The organism is Streptomyces sp. NPDC050418, assembly GCF_044458745.1.
GTDB lineage: Bacteria > Actinomycetota > Actinomycetes > Streptomycetales > Streptomycetaceae > Streptomyces.
Genome location: NZ_JBITIG010000007.1, coordinates 100,235 through 119,539, shown reverse-complemented (window position 1 = coordinate 119,539; position 19,305 = coordinate 100,235). Strand labels below are relative to the sequence as shown.

The window sequence follows — 19,305 nt, the reverse complement described above, 5'->3', positions numbered from 1 at the left end:
GTGGGAAGAGGTTCGCATCAGCAGCGACGCCAAGTCTACAGGGTTAATCCGGGTGCCTCCGACCAGGGCCTGACCCCGTCCGGGGCAGGGCTGTAGGCCCGGCCCCGGACGGGAGGGGTGTCAAGGGGAGGCGGATCCCGTCGGCCGCCCCCGCCACGCCCGGGCGAACAACTCGGGCAGCGGACCGGCGACCGGTACCGAGTACGTCCGGTCGCCGATGACCTGGACGCCCAGCAACCGTGCCTTCCACGTCTCCATCGGCGGGCGGAAGGTGTCACCGCGTGCCCAGTCGCCGGGCAGGAAGACCCCGCGCCCGGCCCTGGCCCTGCGGTCGGCGGTCACGAGGCCCGCCTCGACGAGGGTGGCCGTCACCGTCTTGTGGTGGGCGGGGGTCCAGCGGTTGTAGCGGCGGATGCGGCGGTCGGTGGGTACGGGGAGGGCGAGCAGCTGGAGGTAGAGGGTCGCGGCGTGCTCGTCGAGGCCGGTCGTGGTGGCCGCCTCCTCGACCACGTCCGGGGCGGACAGCCGCGGGTCGGACTCGTAGCCGCCGGGCGGCAGCGACCCGTCCGCGATGCGCCGTACGATCCGCTCGCACTCGGGGCCGCGCAGCCAGCGGACCTGCGCCAGGTGTGAGCCCTCCGTGTCGATCACGCTCTCCAGGCGCTGCGAGCGCGCGTCCGCTCCGTACCGGGCCGGCCGGAAGTGCACGCAGGGTGCCTCGCGCTCTCCGCGCCGGTCGTACCCGGCCTCGGAGATCACGACCAGACCGTCGTCGAGCGTGGGGTGCTCCAGCGGCTCGAAGGCGTCCAGGTAGGGGCCGGCGCCGGGGCAGGTGTCCAGGAGACCCGCCACGTCGCGGCCGCGCAGGCTGCGCCCGCGGGCCGCGAGCAGCAGCTGCGGGTCGGCCAGGCGTTCCCGCAGCAGTTGTACGGCTTCGGGGACCCCTCCTCGTACGGGATCTCCTTCCGGGAGATCCGCGTAGACCCAGTCGATGGCGTCGCAGAGCACGACCAGCAGCTCCCTGAACCGGTAGCCCTCGTCGCCCTCCCAGCCGCCGTGGCTGATGCTGTTGATCCGCAGCCGGGTGTCGGGTGTGTGGGTGAGGCGCGGCTCGCGGGCGGGGTCGGCGAGGACCGCGCAGAGGGCGGCCGGGGCCATCCGTACGTCGTTGTGCTCGGCGGCCACGGCGAGCGTCGCCTCCGGGATGGCGGGACGCACGCCCTGCTGTTCCTGCCAAGCCTGCGCGATCCGTTCGGCGAGGGCGAGTTGGCCACCCTCCTGCCACAACTGCTCGGGGTCGTCAGGCAGTACGTCGGCCAGCAGGGCGAGGCGGTCGGGCACGCGAAGGGATGCCAACTCCCGTTCTCCTGCGGCCGCTTCCGCCTGCTTCAGGCCCATCGTCTTGCGTGCCTCGGCGCTCAGGCTTCGGTATCCGTACGCCACACCGGGCAGCCCGGCGAGCAGCAGCGCCGCGCCGGCCCGGCTCAGGCCCGTCGCCTCGGCCAGGCGCGCGGCCGCCGTACGGTCCCAGGGCGCGGGGCCCTTCTCCCGTACGAGGTGGACGAGCCGCCGCAGCCGCTGCGGGGTCTCCCAGCTCGCCGCGCACGGGCTCGGCGGTCAGGATCCGTCCGGGTGAGGGCGGTTCGGCCTCGCCGGTGCGCAGTTCGATGAAGCGCTGCGCCTCCTGGCCAGCCCCGAGCCCGTGCGGCGAGAACACGGCACCGTGTGCGTCCCGCGCGGCATAGGTGTCCTTGTCGGCGAGCACGATGGTGCCCGTACGCATCCGGGCCCGTGCCCCCGGATCGGCGAAGGGCGTCGCGGACCAGACGTCCAGCGTGGCCAGTTGGACCGCGCGCAGGTCGTCGGGCACATGGAAGGCGGTGGCGTGCAGCGCCACCGCCCCGATGCCGCCGATGAATTGATGCCAGTTCCAGCCCCGCCACCGGACGGGGACCTCCGTGCCCTGCCCGGTGAGGTAGGCGCCGACCTCGGTGAATCCGGCGAGTGTGCCGGGGCGCCAGTTCCCGGCGCCTTCGATGAAACCGTTCAGGGCGGCGGAGATCAGGTTCTCGTTGAAGGTGGCGGCGGGCTGCGCGGAGCCTATGGAGGTATCGGGCATGTGGCCATCCTGCCGGAGTCCCATGGCCCTTCGATGCGCCGAGGCATCTCGCTGAAACATTTCCCGGCGCCGCTGCATCACATAAGTAGGGACGTCACAGCGGGACGGGGAGAGCATGCGGCGGGCGGGGGAGTGGGAACAGGCGTATCTCGAGTTCGCGAGGGCCAGATCGCGGCAGTTGTATCGGTCGGCCTGTCTGCTGACCGGCGGGGATACGCATCTCGCGGAGGATCTGGTCCAGGAGACCCTGGGCCGGATGTATCTGGTGTGGGGGCGGATAGCGCGGGTCGGCAACCCGGCGGGGTATGCGCAGACCGTTCTCGTGCGCAGCTATCTCGCGCACGCGCGGCGGCGCAGCAGCGGTGAGCGGCCGGCGGCCGAGCTGCCGGACGCACCGGGGCGTCCGGAGGCGGACGCGGTGCTGCGGCTGACGCTGCTGGACGCGCTGCGGCAGTTGTCCGCGAAGGACCGGGCCGTGGTGGTGCTGCGGTACTGGGAGGACCGGTCCATCGAGGACACCGCGGATGTGATGCACGTCAGCTCCTCCGCGGTGCGCACCCGCTCGGTGCGTGCGCTCGCGCGGCTGCGGGAGGTGCTCGGCGGGGGCGGGATCGAGGAGTTCGGCGAGTACGGGCGGTGTGGGGACCGCCCGCAGCAAGGACAACAAGGACAGCAAGGACAGCGAAGGCCGCAAGAGAAGCAAGGGCAGCAGGCGCGGTGCGGGGAGTTTCGAGGGGATGCGGATGTCGTACGAGGATGAGCTGGGCGAGGCGCTGCGGCGGGCCGGCGAGGGGTTCAGCACGGATCAGACGGTGCTGATCGAGGCCGGGCACGCGCGTGGCCGGCGGATGGCGCGCAGGCGGCGGGCCGCGGTGTTCGGCGGGGCCGTCACGGTCGTGGCGCTTGGGGTCACGAGCGCGGTGGTGCTGCCCGCGATGGGCGGGGAGCGGGGGGAGTCCGCGGCGCCGGTGGCGAGCACGAAAGGGCCCATGGACGGGGCCGCCACGGAGAGCCCCAAGGCCAGGGAGGGGGGTGCGGCGGCGGGCGGGCATGTGAGCCGGGAAGAGCTGATCGCCACGCTCAAGTCGCTGCTGCCCGCGGGGAAGTTCAGCGAGGAGAACGGCCTCGGCACGGACGACGAAGCGGCCGGACCGTATGCGGCGGTCGCCTTCGACGACGGCAAGGGGAAGGCCGCGGTGCAGATCGCGTTCACGCGGCTCGGTCCTTCCGAGCTAGCGCACGCGAAGGTGATGACCACGTGTCCCGACCGGCAGAGGGTTCCGTACGACTTCTGCGAGGTCAGCACGGAGGCGGACGGTTCGCGGCTCATGGTCCACAGGGGCTACAAGCACGGGAGCGACAAGGGCGGCACGAAGTTCTGGCAGGTCGTGTATGCCCGGCCGGACGGGCGCGTCATCGACGCGGGTGAGTTCAACTCGCGTGCGGAGGCGGGTTCGCCGGTCACGCGGGCGGAACCACCGCTCTCCACCCGGCAGTTGACGGCGGTCGTCAGGTCCGCCAAGTGGGATCCGGTCTTCGAGGCTCCGCTCGACGAGCGGCCCAAGAACCCCGGCGCCGCGACCACCCCGGCCGCCGGCGGCTCCTCCGAGGAGGACTCCTCCAAGGAGGGCTCCGGCAAGGACGAGGCCCCCGACAGTGACGCCCCGCCCACCGCAGAGTCCCAGGCCGTCCGCTCGACGCTGATAGCGCTGCTGCCCAAGGGCCTGAAGGTCATCGGGCAGGGAGGCGAAGGCGAGTACGCGTACGTCGTCGTCGATGACGGCAAGGGCGCGAGCCTCGTGCAGATCAATGTGCAGCCGGGGATGGACGACGTGCGCGGCGAGCTGTTCGCGGGGGCGGAGGAGCTGCCCGGCGGTGTCCTCTACAAGGGGCGCGAGAGCGGGGGCGACAAGGGCGTCGAGGGCAGTGTGATGTGGACGGCCGACACCATACGGATGGACGGGCTGCGGGTCGTCGTCAGTGCCTTCAACGCGGGCAGGCAGAGCGATGCCCCGAGCCGGGCGAAGCCTGCTCTCAGCCAGGAGCAGCTCAAGTCCCTTGCCACGGACAAGAAGTGGGCGGAGGTGCCGCAGGGGTGAGCAACGGCGCGTAGGGCGCGGCTACTTCGCGTCCGCGTAGCAGGACACCACCGCCGTAGTGAACGGAAACCGCACCGGCGTCTCGCCGAACGCGATCTCGTTGGCCGTCCGGGCTGCCTCCCGGATCGCCTCGACGACCGCCGGTGCCTCCGCTTCCGGGCAGTGCACGATCACCTCGTCGTGCTGGAAGAAGACCAGCTCGGCGGCGAGACCGGCCGCGGACATCGACCGGCGCAGGGCCGCCATCATCAGCAGCGCCCAGTCCGCCGCGCTGCCCTGGACGACGAAGTTGCGGGTGAAGCGGCCGCGGGCGCGGGAGTCGGTGGAGGCGTATCCGGGGACCCAGCCGTCGTCGCTCTCCGGGGTGAGGTCCGGGGCGTCCTGCGGGATGCCCGCCTCCTCCTGGTCGCCGGAGCCCGCGGCCGGCGGGCAGGTGCGGCCCAGCCAGGTCCGTACGAGACGGCCCTCCTCGCCCGCGCGCGCCGCCTCGTCCACGTACGCGACCGCGCGGGGGAAGCGGCGGCGGAGCAGGGCCAGGTTCTTGAGGCCGTCGCCGGAGGTCTGTCCGTAGACCGCGCCGAGCACTGCGATCTTCGCCATGTCGCGGTCGCCGGAGAAGGCCTTGTCGGAGACGGCCTGGTAGAGATCGCCGGGGCGTCCCGCGACCTCCATCAGGCCCGGGTCGCGGGAGATCGCGGCGAGCACCCGCGGCTCCATCTGGTCGGCGTCGGCGACGACGAGTTTCCAGCCCGGGTCCGCCACGACCGCGCGCCGGATGACCTTCGGAATCTGCAGGGCGCCACCGCCGTTGGTCACCCAGCGGCCGGTGACCGTGCCGCCCGGCAGGTACTCGGGGCGGAATCGGCCCTCGCGCACCCAGTCCTGCAGCCAGGACCAGCCGTGGGCGACCCAGATCCGGTAGAGCTTCTTGTACGCGATGAGCGGGGCGACCGCCGGGTGGTCGAGGGACTCGATCTCCCAGCGGCGGGTCGACTTCACGCGCAGTCCGGCCTGCGAGAAGGCCTTCACCACGTCGGCCGGAAGATCCGGGCGCACCCGTCGGCCGAACGCCGTCGACACCTCGTCCGCCAGCTCCGCGAGCCGCCGTGGCTCGCCGCCGCCCGCGTAGCGCTCGCCGAGCAGTTCGGTGAGCACCTCGCGGTGCACCTCGGCGCTCCACGGCAGCCCCGCCCGGTTCATCTCGCAGGCGATCAGCATGCCCGCCGACTCGGCCGCGGTGAGCAGCCGCATCCGGCCGGGATGCTCGGCCGCGTCATGCCGCCTGAGCTGCTCCGCGTACACCTCGATCAGCTCTTCCAGGGATACGGGGACGGGGCCGGGCTCGAACAGAGAGGACTGCGAGCCGGGCTCGGCCGAGCGCTGCGGCGGGTCGGGCGGCACCGGCCCGTTGCGCAGCCGGGCGAGGGCCGCGGCCGCGGAGTGCGGCTCCCCGAGGCGACCCTCGTGGCCGAGCAGCAGCGCTTCGGCGTCCTCGATGTCGTAACACCGCTCGACCCGCACACCGGCGGCGAGCAGCCGCGGATAGATCCCGAAGGTGCTGCGCCAGACCCAGCGGGTGACCTCCGGACGGCTGCGGACCGCCTCGGCGAGATCGGGCTCGTGCAGAACGGCCCCGGCGGCGCGGCCCTCCGGGGTCAGCGGGGCGAGGCGGGCGCCGCCGCCGTCTGTCGCCTGCAGGGCCCACCGGGTCATGGCTTCGATGGTGGCAGGCGGGTCTGACAATCGAGGGTCACCCCGAGCTCCCGCCGCCACAAGCGCCACCCCGTCACCTCTGCGAGGATTTGTCCGTACGGAAGCGGGAGCGGAGTGATCCGTTCCGTGCGTGATCCAGGAACCGCCCCCAAGGAGCCCTCCCCATGCGCGTGGCCCTCGCCCAGACCGACTGTGAGCTCGGGGATGTCGAGAAGAACCTGGCCATCGCGCGGGAGCAGATCGAGCAGGCCGTGGCACAGGGGGCGAATCTCGTCGTGTTTCCCGAGCTCAGCCTGCACGGCTATCACCTGGGCGGGCTCAAGCGGGACGAGTCCATCGCCGCGCAGGATCCGCGGGTCCTCGAGCTGAGCACGCTCGGGGCCGACGTCATGGTCGGGATGCACGAGCACACCAGCCTGCGCGCGTACAACACCTCGGCGTACTACACCGAGGGCAGCCTCCTGCACGCGCACCGCAAGCTCTATCTCCCGAACTACCTGGCCTGGGAGGAGCGCAAGCACGTCAGCCCCGGACAGAACATGCGCGCCTACGACCTGCCCCGCGGGATCGGCCGCGCGGCCACGCTCGTCTGCAACGACGCGTGGCAGCCGGTGCTGCCGTGGCTGGCCGTGCAGGACGGGGCCGAGGTCATCATCGTGCCCACGAACAGCGCCGCGAGCCTCGACCCGGAGGCCATGGACACCGGTCTGTACTGGGACACGCTGCTCTCGTACACGGCCCGGATGCTGCAGTGCTGGGTCGTGTTCGTGAACCGGGTCGGCAACGAGAACGGCGCCACCTTCTGGGGCGGCTCGCGGGTGGTCGACCCGCGCGGCACCGTCGTCGCGCAGGCACCGAAGTGGGAGCCGGGGCTCGTCACCGTCGACATCGACGTCCACGAGGCCCGCCGTCAGCGCCGCGCGGTCCCGCTGGTCGCGGAGGCCCGGCTCGGGATGGTCGGACGCGAGGTGCGCCGCCTCATCGACGAGGGCGGCGACAGCTGACCGACGGACGGCCGGCCGGCGACAGTTAGCCGGACAGGTCCGCCGCCGCCCGCGCGTACACATCCAGCGCCACGCGCGGCTCCCGCCCGAGCAGCGTCCGCAGGTCGCCCGAGCCGCCCCGCACCCCGCTCCCGTCGAGGAAGCCGCCCCGGATCGCCGAGTACGTGCTGAGCAGCATCGGGACCTGGAACGGGAGAGCCTGTCCGGCCTCGGTGATCGCGGCGCGGGTCGCCTCCAGGGTGCCCGGTTCGTACGAGCCGCCCACCGCGGCCGCCAGTTCGGCGCCGCCGAGCGGGACCTCGCCCACCAGCTCGTACGTCCGCCCCACGTGCTCCCCGGCGGTCAGCGCGACCCGTACCGCCGCCTCCGCCAGGTCCTCGCGGGCCACCGCCGCGAGCTTCCCCTCGCCCAGCGGTGCCGCGATCGTGCCGTCAGGGCCGGGTGCGGCGACGGCGGCGAGGAACTCCGCGTAGAGGCCGTTGCGCAGCACCGTCCAGCCGAGGGACGAGGAGCGCAGGCGGCGTTCGGTCCAGCGGTGGGCCAGGGCGTACGTGAGGTGGTCGCCGTCGCCGCTGAGGCTCGTGTAGACGAGGTGGCGCACGCCCGCCTTCTCGGCGGCGGAGATGACGGCCTCGTGCCGGGCGGTCACCACGTCGTCCTCGGCGGCGCCCGCCGAGATCATCAACAGGGTGTGGACGGAGGTGAGGTCGAGGGAGGAGGGATCGTCGAAGTCGATCCGCCGCTGTCCGGGGCCCGGGTTGCGGGTGCCGACGACGACGTCGGTGCGGTCCGCGAGCAGCGGGGACGAGGTGACGAGACGGCCGAGAGCGCCCGTGGCGCCGGTGATCAGAAGCATGGACTTATCGTGGCGAGGGTCGGCCGGCCGCGTAAGGAGGCACTTTCATGTCACCAGGGCACACCCATGTAACCGTGCAGGTCACCGAGGACGTGCAGGTCACCGAGGACGTGCAGGTCACCGAGGGCGCGCACGTCACCGAGGACGGCGACCCGGTGATCGTCTGTGAGACGCCGCAGGACGAGTGCGGGGTGCGGGATGTCCTCGACCGGCTCGGCGACAAGTGGTCGGTGTACGTCCTGGTCGAACTCACCGCGGGAACGCTCCGGTTCAAGGAGCTCCAGCGCCGCATCCACGGCGACGTCTCGCAGCGCATGCTCACCCTGACCGTGCGCCGCCTGGAGCGCGACGGCCTGCTGAAGCGGACCGTGTATCCGACGGTCCCGCCGCAGGTCGAGTACGAACTGACCGCCATGGGCCGCTCCATGAGCCACCTCCTCAAGTCCCTGTCCGACTGGTCGGTGGCCCACCGCCCCGCCATCGCCGACGCCCGCCGCGCCTACGACGAGAGCCACCCGTGAGCCACCCCGACCCGGTGGCCCGCGCCTTCGAGGCCGCCCTCTACGCGTCCGACGACGCCTCGCTCGACACGGGCGCCGCCGTCCTCGCGGCCGATCTCGCGCATGTACGGGAGGCGCGGGCGCGCGGCACGGAGTTCGTCACGCGGGCCTGGCAGCGCGGGTGGCAGCCCGCCGATGTCGTACGGATGGTGCGGCGCGAGCTGTCCGAGGAGCACGCGCGGCTGGCGGCCGGGCTGATCCTCGACGAGACACGGCGGTACGAGTCCGGGCTGCCGGCCCGCTGGGACGCGCAGCTCGCGGAGCTGCCCGCACGGGGCGCGCCCGCGGACCGGTTCCTGCAGGCCACCGCACTGCTCGAACTGTTCCGGCTGCTGCTGCGGCTCCCGGCGATCGAACCGGTGGGCCCGGTCCCGGGCGCCCCGGCCCATCTGCCGCCGGTGACCGCGCACGAACCGCGCATGCTGACCCGGATCCGCGCCCTGCTCGCCAAGGCCGAGGCGACCGACTTCCCCGAGGAGGCGGAGGCGCTCAGCGCCAAGGCCCAGGAGCTGATGGCCCGGCACAGCATCGACGAGGCGCTGCTCGCGCACCGCGAGCACTCCGCAGAGACTCCGGTCGCGTGCCGGATCGGGGTCGATGCCCCGTACGAGACGGCGAAGGCGATCCTGCTGGACGCCGTGGCCACCGCGAACCACTGCCGTGCGGTGTGGAACGAGTCCTTCGGCTTCTCGACGGTGGTCGGTTTCGCACCGGACCTGGAGCTGGCCGAGCTGCTCTACACCTCGCTCCTGGTGCAGGGCACGGCGGCGATGACCACGGCGGAGGCCGCCCAGCGCTCGGGCGGCCGCAAGCGGACGAAGACCTTCCGGCAGTCGTTCCTGATGGCCTACGCGCACCGGGCCGGCGAACGTCTCGCCGAGGCCTCCGGCCAGGTCGCCGCCGAGGACACCTCGCTCCTGCCGGTCCTGGCGGCCCGCGACGTCGCGGTGACGGGGGCGGCGGACGCGATGTTCCCGTCGACGCAGCGCACGCGGGTACGCGGTGTGGACGACGCGGCGGGGTGGGAACAGGGCCGCGCCGCGGCGGACCGGGCACACGCAGCCCGTCCGGCCACCTCGGCCCATCCGGCAACCGCAGCCCGTCCGGCGTTTGAGGACAAGCGCCCTTAAGGCGCGATAGGGGGCAAGGGGCGAAGCCCCATACACGTACAAACGGGACGTACCCTGAGACGGTGAGCTGGCTCAGAGCGCTGAAGGAGACCACGCGCTCGGGCCTGAAGGTCGAGCGCAACCGTCTCGAACCGCTCTTCGCCCTCCGCGCCACCGCGGGCCTCGCCCTGGTGGTGATCAGCACCTTCCTGCTCGCGGGCCCCGAGGCCGCCGTCAGCTCGGCCTTCGGCGCGTTCCAGGCGGCGATCGCCACGTTCCAGCGCAGCTGGCGCCCGCGCCCGGTGCTCGCGCTCGCCTCGGGTACGACGCTCGCGATCACCACCTTCCTCGGCTATCTCGCGGGCGCCCATCTGCTGATCTTCCTGAGCCTGCTCGCCGTATGGACCTTCGTGGCCGGTCTGAGCTGGGCGCTCGGCCCGACCGTCGGGGTGATCGCCTCGTCGAACGTGGCCATGGTCCTGGTCACCGTCACCCTGCCCACCACCATCCCCGAGGCGGCCGGGCACGCGGGCGTGATCTTCCTGGGCGGCTTCGTGCAGGCCGCGCTGATCGTGCTCTTCCCGATCCGCCGCTGGGGCGCCCAGCGCGACGCGCTCGCGGACGCGCTGGCCGCCGAGGCGGACTACGCGCGCCGGCTGCGCCACGACCCGACCGCCCCCTTCGACCCCGCGCCGCTGATGGCGGCACGCGAGGCGGCCGTCGTCACCGCGCGCCAGGCCCGCACCCGCCCCGCCGAACTGCACGGCGCCCGCGGCCTCGCCGAACGCATCCGCCCGGTCCTCGCCTCCCTCGCCGACCCGGCGGTCGGCGCCGCGGCCGAGGGCCCCGAGCGCGACCGGGTGCGGGAACTGCTCGCGGCCGCCGGGGAGATCCTGGACGCGGCGGCCCGCGCGATCCGGCACGGCGAACCCGTCGCGCTGCCGCCCGCCGCCGTCGCGGCGCTGCGCACACCCGACACGGGCGCGATCCTCGCCGGGCCGCCGCGTCGCGCCGCCACCCGGCTCGGCGCGCTCCTCGACGACGTCGTCGAGACGGCCGCCCCGGGCACGGCCGCCGCGCCGCCGCGCACCTTCCTGACCCGTCTGGCCGTGGTCTTCCGGCGCGCTCCCGCGCCGCAGCAACAGACGCCCACCCATTCGGACACCCGCCCCATCCCTCTCATCCGCCCCAGCGTTCCCGCCCTCGGACCCAAGGCGGCCCGGGCGCTCAAGAAGGAGCTGCGGCAGGGCAGCTCGCCCTATCTGCGGCACGCGATCCGGGTCACCGCCGTGGTCGTCATCGGTTATGTCCTCGGGGAGTTCCTGCCGTTCGGGCACGGCTACTGGGCGCCGCTCGCCTCCGTGATGGTGATGCGCCCGGACTTCTCGCAGACGTACGGCCGCGCGGTCGCCCGCTTCGGCGGCACCATCGTCGGTGTCTCCGTAGCCTCGGCGATCGTGGTCGTCACCGACCCCGGCGTCCCGCTGTCGATCACGCTGGCGATCATCTGCGCGGGCCTGATGTACCTGCTGCTGCGTACGGGCTATGTCGTCGGCCAGGTCATGATCGCGGCGTACATCGTCTTCCTGCTCGGCACGATCGGCGCCGATGTGAACCAGACGGTGTACGAGCGCGTCCTGCTCACTCTGCTCGGCGGACTGCTCGCGATGCTGTCGTACGCGGTGTACCCGGCCTGGGAGACACCGCGGCTGCGCACCCGCCTCGCCGACTGGCTGATCGCGGACGGCCGGTACGCGGCCGCCGTGGTCCACCACTACGCCGAGCCGGCCGGGCACGCCTGCCCGGATGTGCGCCAGGCGCTGCTCGACGCACGGGCCGCGCGGATCGCCTGGCGGGAGGCCAAGGCGCGGGCCGCCAACGAGCCCGTACGCCATCGCGGACTCTCCCGCTCCGCCGCCGACGACGCAGGTGAGGCGCTCGCGCAGATCGCCAGGATCGGCATGCTCATGGAGGCGCATCTGCCCGAGCGCGGCGCGACGCCCGTACCCGCCGCGGCCCGGCTCGCGGACGCGCTGCGGGAGGCGACGGAGCAAGGCGCGAAGGCCGTACGGGAGCGGAAGGTGCCCGACTGGAAGCCCGTACGGGAATGCCTGGAGCGCTGGGACGGCGACGGGGTACCCGACCGGGTGGTGCTGCGCGGCGCGCGGCTGCTGCTCGACGGGCTCGACGAGTTGTCCGACGCGCTCGAACCTTCACCGCCCCGCTGACGTCTACCCGGTAGAGCGACGGGGGCGCGTGCGGGCCTGTAACCAGGTGCGCACCCCGCGTGCACGTGCATCTGCCCATGCATATGCAGGTGAACACGGCTATGATCCGGGACAGTTGACCGCACCGCATCATCAGTCACAGTGCCAACGGGAGCAACTTGTGGATCACGCGTACAACGGTATGGCGGCCACAGAGCTCGACGGGGTGGTCTGGCAGAAGAGCAGGCACAGCAACTCGCAGGGTGCCTGCGTGGAGTTCGCCAGGCTGTCGGAGGGCCGGGTGGCCGTCCGCAACTCGAACTTCCCCGACGGGCCCGCGCTGGTCTACACGCGCGCGGAGATAGAGGCGATGCTGCTCGGCATCAAGGACGGCGAGTTCGACCACCTGATAGCCGGGGCCTGACAGGAGGGGCCCGAGCGCCCGGGCCGGAGCCGGCCCCGGCCCGAACGCACTGCACTGCTACGGCAGTTGGAACAGCGCCCAGACGACCTTCCCGCCCAGCGTCCCGGCCAGGGGATGCCAGCCCCAGCTGTCGGCGAAGGAGTCCACGAGGAAGAGGCCGCGGCCGCACTCGGCCGAGAAGTCCTCGAACGCCTCCTCGTCGCGCGAGACGGGACTGGTCTGGCTGGGGTCGCGCACCGCGCACACCAGCCGCGAGGACCAGCGCATCAGATGCAGCCGCACGGGCGCGTCGTCGGCCCGGGCCGTGTCGGCGGGCAGCGCGTGGCGCAGGGCGTTGGTGACGAGTTCCGAGACGACGAGCGCGACGTCGTCGAAACGGTCGTCGAGCTGCCACTCGGTGAGGGTTCTTCGGGTGAACTGCCGTGCTCCGCGCACCGCTTCATAGCGGGCGGGCAAGGCGCAGGAGGCCGCACTCGACACCGCTGAGGGGTCGATGGGGGGAAGCCCCTGCCGTAACGGCTCGAGCATGGTCGATCCATTCGTCCCCATGCGAGGCACTCCCGGTTCCGCGGCCGTAGCGATGTTGCGGTGGTGCGCGCGGCCCATCGTTCCGAATGCGTACGGCGGATGCAAGGGCAGATGCACGTGCACGTGCCGGAGTTGGACCTTCAAGTACCAGTTGTTGCTTATTTCTTCCTGCGTATTCTTTCGTAGTCGTTCTGTGAGGGACCTGTTTCCGTAACCGAATGAGTACGCGCCGGAGCGTTTAATGGCAGACTTCGGCATCTGCAGGGGCCCGAGGGGGCTGGGGAGGGTTGAAGTCAGTGACGGCTGGGGAGTCGAGCGGCTCGGTGGTGCGGCGGATCCTCCTGGGATCACAGCTGCGGCGTCTGAGGGAGTCGCGTGGGATCACCCGTGAGCAGGCCGGCTACTCGATCCGTGCCTCCGAATCGAAGATCAGCCGCATGGAGTTGGGACGGGTGAGCTTCAAGGCGAGGGACGTCGAGGATCTCCTGACGCTGTACGGCGTCACGGCCGAGGCCGAGCGCGGCCCTCTGCTGGACCTCGCGCGCGAGGCCAATGTGGCGGGCTGGTGGCACAGTTACTCGGACGTCCTGCCCGGCTGGTTCCAGACGTACGTCGGGCTCGAAGGCGCCGCCTCCCTCATCCGCGCGTACGAAGTGCAGTTCGTGCACGGCCTGTTGCAGACCGAGGCGTACGCGCACGCGGTCGTCACGCGCAATGCGGAGAACATCGCGCACGCGGAGATCGAGCGCCGGGTCGCGCTGCGCCTTGAGCGCCAGAAACTTCTCGTCGACGAGCGCGGTCCGCGGCTGCACTGCGTACTCGATGAAGCGGCCCTGCGCCGCCCATACGGTGACCGATCGGTCATGCGCGGTCAGTTGGAGCATTTGATCGAGGTCTCCGAACGGCCGAATGTGACCCTTCAGGTGATGCCGTTCAGCTTCGGCGGCCACTCAGGGGAGTCGGGCGCTTTCGCTCTGCTGCGCTTCCCCGAATCGGACCTTTCCGACGTTGTCTACCTGGAACAGCTGACCAGCGCCCTGTACCTGGACAAGCGCGAGGAGGTCGCGCAGTACGAGAAGGCCATGGAGCGCCTCCAGAAGGACAGTCCGAATCCGGACCAGACCCGCGATCTGCTCCGTGGTCTGCTCCAACTGTCTTGAAACACAAGTACGATGACGTCTTGTCAGAAGCTGTCGTAACGGGGATCGCGGTGACGCGGTAAGGGGTCGCATGTCCTTCTTCACCGACCTGGGACGGCAGTACATCGACGGTGAGTGGCGTACGGGCAACGGCTCGTGGGACATCATCGACTTCAACCCGTACAACGGGGAGAAGCTCACCGCCATCACCGTGGCCTCGCGCTTCGAGGTCGACGAGGCCTACCGCGCGGCCGAGCGGGTCCAGAAGGAGTGGGCCGCCACCTCTCCGTACGACCGCAGGACGGTCATCGAGCGGGCGCTTGCCGTCACCGAGGAGCTCGAGGACGAGATCGTCGAGGCGATCATCGACGAGCTCGGCGGCACCCGTCTGAAGGCGCGCTACGAGGTCCACCTCGCCAAGGAGTTCCTGCGCGAGGCGATCCAGCTCGCGCTGATCCCCGAGGGCCGCATCATCGCCTCGCCGACGCCCGGCAAGGAGAACCGGCTCTACCGCAACCCCGTCGGGGTGGTCGGGGTGATCAGCCCGTTCAACTTCCCGTTCCTGGTGACCCTCAAGTCCGTGGCGCCGGCGCTCGCGCTCGGCAACGGCGTGGTCATCAAGCCGAACCAGAACACCCCGGTGGTCGGCGGCGGTCTGATAGCCAAGATCTTCGAGGACGCGGGCCTGCCGCCCGGTCTGCTGAACGTGCTGGTCACGGACATCGCCGAGATCGGTGACGCGCTGATCGAGCACCCCGTCCCGAAGGTGATCTCCTTTGCGGGCTCGGACCGCGTCGGCCGCCATGTCGGCGCCGTCACGGCCGCCCACTTCAAGAAGGCCATCCTCGAACTCAGCGGCAACAGCGCCCTGGTGGTCCTCGACGACGCCGATGTGGACTACGCGGTGGACGCGGCGGTCTTCAGCCGCTTCATCTACCAGGGCCAGGTCTGCATGGCCGCCAACCGCATCCTGGTGGACCGCTCGCTGTGGGACGAGTTCACGCCCAAGTTCCTCGCCCGTGTACGGGAGTTGAGGACGGGCGACCCGCGGGACCCCGAGACCCAGCTCGGTCCCGTGATCAACGAGTTCCAGGCGGACGCGCTCGCGGCCCTCGTCAAGGAGGCGCTCGACGAGGGCGCCACGGCGCTCGTCCAGGGCCGTACCGTCGGCAATCTGGTGGAGCCGACCGTCCTGACCGGACTGCCCGCCGACTCGCCGATCCTGCGCCAGGAGATCTTCGGCCCGGTGGCGCTCCTCGTGCCGTTCGACGGCGAGGAGCACGCGGTGCGGCTCGCCAACGACACTCCGTACGGCCTGAGCGGCGCGGTGCACACGGGCGACGTCGAGCGCGGGGTGCGCTTCGCCAAGCGCATCGAGACCGGGATGATGCACGTCAACGACGGAACGGTGCACGACGAGCCGTTCGTCGCGTTCGGCGGTGAGAAGCACTCCGGGCTCGGGCGCCTCAACGGGGACGCGACCGTCGAGGCCTTCACCACACAGAAGTGGATCTCGGTGCAGCACGGGCGGAGCGAGTTCCCGCTGTAGCCGCCGGGTCTGCCGTCCGGCATTAGGACAGCGGCTGACCGCAAGGGTCCGTAGCGTGGTTTCTGTCGGCAGGGACAGAGGCTGCGAAAGGCGGACGGATCATGGTCACCCACGTATCGGCACAGGCGCAGAGCGACGAGCGCACGGCACTGCTCGCGTTCATCGACGAGGCCCGGGGCGGTATCCGTCGTACGGTGCTCGGTCTGAGCGACGAGCAGGCCTCGTCGAAGCCCAGCGCGAGCGAGCTCTCGCTGGCCGGCCTGATCAAGCATGTCGCCGAGGTCGAGCAGGGCTGGATCGCCCGCGCGAAGGGCGAGCCGGAGCGGGTGCAGCGCGACGAGTCCAACTGGCACGAGTGCTTCACGCTCGTCCGCGACGAGACGGTGGCCTCGCAGCTCGCGTACTGGAAGCAAGTCGCCGACGAGACCGAGGAGTTCCTCGGCTCGGCCCCCGACCTCGATGTGACCTTTCCGCTGCCGGAGGCCCCCTGGTTCCCGAAGGAGGAGGTCTCGCTGCGCTGGGTCGGACTGCACCTCATCCGTGAGATCAACCGGCACGCGGGGCACGCGGACATCATCCGCGAGTCCCTGGACGGCAAGTCGGCGTGGGATCTGGTGGCGGAGGAGCGGGGGCCGGACGAGGGCTAGCCGCCCAGTTCCTCCAGGCGTTCGAGGGCGTCGCGGACCGACTCCCGTTCCTCGGCGGAGAGTTGGACCGCGGCGGCCCTTTGCGTCGCCGTGGCGGCCGTCTCCTCGTCCCCGAGCCGCAGCGCCACATCCGCCCGCAGGACCAGCAGCTTCAGGAGCTGCACGGCGGTGGGCTGCTCGTCCGTGAGGGACAGAACCCGGTCGAGGATCTTCGCCGCGCCGGCCGGATCCTCCTTGGAGTCGGCGAACAGGGACGCGTGGTGCAGCGCCCGCGCGAAGGTCTCCTCGGGGGCGGGCCGGTGATGCTGGTCCTCGCTGGTCTTGCGGCCGATCCGGATGCAGTTCCCGCCCGGATCCGTCATCAGGAACTGCCGCACGCCGTACGACATGTCCTTGAGCGGGCCGATCCGCGGCAGCCCGCGGGTGGGGATCTTGCCGTACGCCGCCTTGAGCCCCGCCCGGAAGGCCGTGTGCAGGGCGTCGACCTCGTCGGTGAGGACGTAGCAGGTGCTGATCGACTGCTCGGGGTCGTAGGCCTTCAGGCCGAAGAACTGCAGCTCGATGTCGCCGTACGCGACGACGGCGTACGGATTGGGGCTCTTCTGCAGGAAGGTGACCTCGAAGCCGAGTGCCTCGTAGAAGTCGAGTACGGGCGGGAGGGTGCGGCACGGGAGGATGGGGATCGTTCTGGTGGCCATATGGGTCATACGGGTAGCCTAGTCAAAGTTGAATAGAAAGGAATCCTGGATGTCCGGCCCTTCCGCGATCCGTCTGCTCGTCCTCGGCGCCGTCCGTCAGCACGGCCGCGCGCACGGCTACCAGGTCCGCAACGACCTGGAGTTCTGGGGCGCCGACGAGTGGTCCAACGCCAAGCCGGGCTCGATCTACCACGCGCTCAAGCAGATGGCGAAGCAAGGTCTGCTGCTCGCGCACGAGATCGCGCCGTCCACGGCCGGCGGGCCGCCGCGCACCGAGTACGAGGTGACGGAGAAGGGCACGGCGGAGTACTTCGCGCTGCTCAAGGAGTCCCTGGTCGCGTACGACCAGAAGATGGACGTGCTCTCCTCGGCGGTCGGCTTCATCGTCGACCTGCCCCGCGAGGAGGCCGTCTCGCTCCTGAAGCGGCGCATCGAGGCGATCGAGGCCTGGCGCGCGGGCGTCACCGCGCACTACATCCCCGAGGACGGGCCGGAGCAGCTCGGCCACATCGGCGAGATCATGCACCTCTGGATCCACTCGGCGGACGCGGGCGCGGAGTGGACGCGCGGCCTGATCGAGCGGATCGAGGGCGGCGCGTACACGTTCTCCGGCGAGGGCGAGCCGTTCGTCGGGATCCTCGCCGAGGAGCAGGAGAACCCGTACGCGACGGGGGAGCCGCATCCCGGGGACGCGGAGTAGCGGGCCGCGGGCCGCGCATTAATCAAGTTTGACTAACCGGGTCGGGCGCGTTACTTTCGTACTCCGGTAGTCAAGTTTGATTAATGTCTCAAGGTTGAAGGGGGCCCATGACCGACGCGATCAGCATCGAAGGCGTACGGAAGGCCTACGGGAAGAAGGCGGCGCTCGACGGGCTCGATCTGACCGTCGCCCGCGGCACCGTGCACGCGGTGCTCGGCCCGAACGGGGCGGGCAAGACCACGGCCGTCCGGATCGCCGCGACCCTGCTGCGGCACGACGAGGGAGAGGTCCGGGTCGCCGGATACGACGTCCGTACGCACGCCGATGACGTACGGCGCCGCATCGGGCTGCTCGGCCAGCACGCCGCCGTCGACGAGGAGCTCAGCGGGCTGCAGAACCTGGAGATGTTCGCCCGGCTCCACCACCTGGGCGCCCGCCGCTCGCGGGCCCGCGCGGGCGAGCTCCTCGAACGGTTCGGGCTCGCCGACACCGGCGGCAAGGCCGTCAAGCAGTACAGCGGCGGGATGCGCCGCCGGCTCGACCTCGCCGCCTCGCTGATCACCGACCCCGAGGTGCTCTTCCTCGACGAGCCGACCACCGGCCTCGACCCGCGGGCGCGCGGTGAGGTCTGGAGCGCGGTCCGCTCGCTGGTCGGCGGCGGGACGACCGTGCTGCTCACGACCCAGTACCTGGAGGAGGCGGACCAGCTGGCGCACCGGATCTCCGTGATCGACCAGGGGCGGGTCATCGCGGACGGCACCTCCGACGAGCTCAAGGCGAAGACGGGCGGCGACCGGATCGACGTGGTCCTGCACCAGGAGTCCCAGCTCGCCCGCGCCGCGGCCCTGCTGCCGGGCGAGGCCACGGTCGACGCGGACCGCCGTCTGGTCAGCGCCCCGGTCGCGGACCGGATGGCGGCGCTCACCCGGGTCGTACGGGCCCTGGAGGAGGCCGGGATCGAGGCCGAGGACATCGCACTGCGCCGGCCGACCCTGGACGAGGTCTTCCTCGACCTCACCGGGCCCGGCACCGAGCCGCCGGACGGCCTCGGGTCCGACAGGCGCGGCACCGAAGTGAAGGAGGACGCGTGAGTACGACGGCGATCGACGTGAGGGCGGCGGGCGCGAAGGGCTCCAAGGCGGGCTGGGCCCTCACCGACTCCTGGACCATGACCCGCCGCGAGCTGCTGCACTGGACACGGCAGCCGGTGCAGGTCGTCGTGGGCCTCGCGTTCCCGGTGATGCTGCTCCTGATGTTCGGCTTCCTGATGGGCGGCGGCCTCGGCATCGAGGGCAACTACCGCGAGTACCTGGTGCCCGGCATGTTCGCCCTGACCATGGCCTTCGGCCTGGACGCCACGATGGTCGCGGTCACCCAGGACCTCAACAAGGGTGTGGTGGACCGCTTCCGGTCCATGCCGATGACCAATGGGGCCGTCCTGGTGGGCCGTTCGGCCGCCGACATGCTCCAGTCCCTGCTCTCGCTCGTTCTCCTGATGGGCGTGGGACTCGCGGTCGGCTGGCGCTGGCACGGCTCGTTCGCGGCGGTGCTCGGTGCGATGGGCCTGCTGCTCCTGCTGCGCTTCGCGATGCTGTGGATGGGCATCCACCTCGCGATGATCGCGGGCAGGCCGGAGCTGGTGATGGCTGTGCAGATCCTTGTCTGGCCGGTCGGTTTCCTGTCCAACGCGTTCGCGACACCGGACTCCATGCCGGGCTGGCTGGGCACGGTCGTCGAGTGGAACCCGATGTCGGCGACGGCCACCGCGACCCGTGAGCTGTTCGGCAACGACGGCGGGATCCCGTCGTCCTCCTGGGCCTCCGAGCACGCGATGCCGCTCGCGGTCGTGTGGCCGGTGGTCCTTGTCGCGGTGTTCTTCCCGCTGGCGGTACGGAGGTTCGCGCGGCTCAGCAAGTAGGCGTGACGAAGGAGTGGGGGCCGGTCCGGTGCGGA

The 19,305-nt window shown here is 71.4% G+C and carries 18 protein-coding genes and 1 pseudogene; 13 read left to right on the top strand and 6 right to left on the bottom strand.

The window, feature by feature from the left end; genetic code table 11:
* Positions 1 to 120: 120 nt before the first annotated feature.
* Together ACIBI4_RS18270 and ACIBI4_RS18265 are read right to left on the bottom strand one after the other, a co-directional pair.
* Positions 121 to 1,356 carry a hypothetical protein gene (locus tag ACIBI4_RS18270; RefSeq protein ID WP_399204933.1) on the bottom strand — a complete coding sequence of 412 codons (1,236 nt, stop codon included), beginning with the start codon at positions 1,354 to 1,356 and terminating at the stop codon, positions 121 to 123.
* Positions 1,301 to 2,119: a hypothetical protein gene (locus ACIBI4_RS18265; RefSeq protein WP_399204932.1), complete on the bottom strand. Its 819-nt coding sequence runs from the start codon at positions 2,117 to 2,119 to the stop codon at positions 1,301 to 1,303. Before ACIBI4_RS18265 ends, ACIBI4_RS18270 begins: the two co-directional genes overlap by 56 nt.
* Before the next feature lie 115 nt (positions 2,120 to 2,234).
* Between ACIBI4_RS18265 and ACIBI4_RS18260 the strand changes: the two are divergent.
* Positions 2,235 to 2,750 (top strand): annotated as a pseudogene (locus ACIBI4_RS18260) (SigE family RNA polymerase sigma factor); the annotation flags it as partial.
* Between the two features lie 112 nt (positions 2,751 to 2,862).
* The gene (locus ACIBI4_RS18255) at positions 2,863 to 4,218 is read left to right on the top strand and encodes a hypothetical protein (RefSeq protein WP_399204931.1); all 1,356 of its coding nucleotides are present in this window, start codon (positions 2,863 to 2,865) and stop codon (positions 4,216 to 4,218) included.
* Positions 4,219 to 4,239: 21 nt separating this feature from the next.
* Here the strand turns inward: ACIBI4_RS18255 and ACIBI4_RS18250 are convergent, their stop codons facing one another.
* Entirely contained in the window at positions 4,240 to 5,931 is a 1,692-nt protein-coding gene (locus tag ACIBI4_RS18250) for a bifunctional 3'-5' exonuclease/DNA polymerase (RefSeq protein WP_399204930.1), read from the bottom strand.
* 164 nt (positions 5,932 to 6,095) lie between these two features.
* On the opposite strand from ACIBI4_RS18250, the gene ACIBI4_RS18245 reads away from it, so the two are divergent.
* The gene (locus tag ACIBI4_RS18245; protein WP_399204929.1) at positions 6,096 to 6,935 is read left to right on the top strand and encodes a nitrilase-related carbon-nitrogen hydrolase; all 840 of its coding nucleotides are present in this window, start codon (positions 6,096 to 6,098) and stop codon (positions 6,933 to 6,935) included.
* A 25-nt stretch (positions 6,936 to 6,960) separates the two neighbouring features.
* Here the strand turns inward: ACIBI4_RS18245 and ACIBI4_RS18240 are convergent, their stop codons facing one another.
* Entirely contained in the window at positions 6,961 to 7,791 is an 831-nt protein-coding gene (locus ACIBI4_RS18240) for an NAD(P)H-binding protein (RefSeq protein ID WP_399204928.1), read from the bottom strand.
* Between the two features lie 47 nt (positions 7,792 to 7,838).
* On the opposite strand from ACIBI4_RS18240, the gene ACIBI4_RS18235 reads away from it, so the two are divergent.
* The 4 genes from ACIBI4_RS18235 (at position 7,839) to ACIBI4_RS18220 (ending at position 12,091) form a co-directional block, all read left to right on the top strand.
* Entirely contained in the window at positions 7,839 to 8,312 is a 474-nt protein-coding gene (locus tag ACIBI4_RS18235; protein ID WP_399204927.1) for a winged helix-turn-helix transcriptional regulator, read from the top strand.
* Positions 8,309 to 9,481, top strand: a complete 1,173-nt coding sequence (locus tag ACIBI4_RS18230; protein ID WP_399204926.1) for a DUF2786 domain-containing protein — start codon at positions 8,309 to 8,311, stop codon at positions 9,479 to 9,481. Before ACIBI4_RS18235 ends, ACIBI4_RS18230 begins: the two co-directional genes overlap by 4 nt.
* A 62-nt stretch (positions 9,482 to 9,543) precedes the next feature.
* Positions 9,544 to 11,688, top strand: a complete 2,145-nt coding sequence (locus ACIBI4_RS18225; protein WP_399204925.1) for an FUSC family protein — start codon at positions 9,544 to 9,546, stop codon at positions 11,686 to 11,688.
* A 181-nt stretch (positions 11,689 to 11,869) separates the two neighbouring features.
* Positions 11,870 to 12,091: a DUF397 domain-containing protein gene (locus ACIBI4_RS18220; protein ID WP_399205290.1), complete on the top strand. Its 222-nt coding sequence runs from the start codon at positions 11,870 to 11,872 to the stop codon at positions 12,089 to 12,091.
* A 57-nt stretch (positions 12,092 to 12,148) separates the two neighbouring features.
* Here the strand turns inward: ACIBI4_RS18220 and ACIBI4_RS18215 are convergent, their stop codons facing one another.
* Positions 12,149 to 12,640, bottom strand: coding sequence for an ATP-binding protein (locus ACIBI4_RS18215; RefSeq protein ID WP_399204924.1), 492 nt, complete (start codon positions 12,638 to 12,640; stop codon positions 12,149 to 12,151).
* A 275-nt stretch (positions 12,641 to 12,915) separates the two neighbouring features.
* Between ACIBI4_RS18215 and ACIBI4_RS18210 the strand changes: the two genes are divergently transcribed.
* From ACIBI4_RS18210 to ACIBI4_RS18200, 3 genes are all read left to right on the top strand, one after another.
* Positions 12,916 to 13,779 carry a helix-turn-helix domain-containing protein gene (locus tag ACIBI4_RS18210; RefSeq protein ID WP_399204923.1) on the top strand — a complete coding sequence of 288 codons (864 nt, stop codon included), beginning with the start codon at positions 12,916 to 12,918 and terminating at the stop codon, positions 13,777 to 13,779.
* Between the two features lie 70 nt (positions 13,780 to 13,849).
* Positions 13,850 to 15,307, top strand: coding sequence for an aldehyde dehydrogenase family protein (locus tag ACIBI4_RS18205; protein ID WP_399204922.1), 1,458 nt, complete (start codon positions 13,850 to 13,852; stop codon positions 15,305 to 15,307).
* A gap of 101 nt (positions 15,308 to 15,408) precedes the next feature.
* The gene (locus tag ACIBI4_RS18200; RefSeq protein ID WP_399204921.1) at positions 15,409 to 15,954 is read left to right on the top strand and encodes a DinB family protein; all 546 of its coding nucleotides are present in this window, start codon (positions 15,409 to 15,411) and stop codon (positions 15,952 to 15,954) included.
* On the opposite strand, the gene ACIBI4_RS18195 is transcribed toward ACIBI4_RS18200, so the two are convergent.
* Positions 15,951 to 16,652, bottom strand: coding sequence for a bleomycin resistance protein (locus tag ACIBI4_RS18195; RefSeq protein WP_399205289.1), 702 nt, complete (start codon positions 16,650 to 16,652; stop codon positions 15,951 to 15,953). The genes ACIBI4_RS18200 and ACIBI4_RS18195 overlap by 4 nt on opposite strands.
* Before the next feature lie 49 nt (positions 16,653 to 16,701).
* Here ACIBI4_RS18195 and ACIBI4_RS18190 point away from each other — a divergent pair, with 49 nt between their 5' ends.
* The 3 genes from ACIBI4_RS18190 (at position 16,702) to ACIBI4_RS18180 (ending at position 19,270) form a co-directional block, all read left to right on the top strand.
* The gene (locus ACIBI4_RS18190; RefSeq protein ID WP_399204920.1) at positions 16,702 to 17,352 is read left to right on the top strand and encodes a PadR family transcriptional regulator; all 651 of its coding nucleotides are present in this window, start codon (positions 16,702 to 16,704) and stop codon (positions 17,350 to 17,352) included.
* 107 nt (positions 17,353 to 17,459) lie between these two features.
* The gene (locus ACIBI4_RS18185) at positions 17,460 to 18,443 is read left to right on the top strand and encodes an ATP-binding cassette domain-containing protein (RefSeq protein ID WP_399204919.1); all 984 of its coding nucleotides are present in this window, start codon (positions 17,460 to 17,462) and stop codon (positions 18,441 to 18,443) included.
* Between the two features lie 77 nt (positions 18,444 to 18,520).
* Positions 18,521 to 19,270 carry an ABC transporter permease gene (locus ACIBI4_RS18180; RefSeq protein ID WP_399205288.1) on the top strand — a complete coding sequence of 250 codons (750 nt, stop codon included), beginning with the start codon at positions 18,521 to 18,523 and terminating at the stop codon, positions 19,268 to 19,270.
* Positions 19,271 to 19,305: the final 35 nt, after the last annotated feature.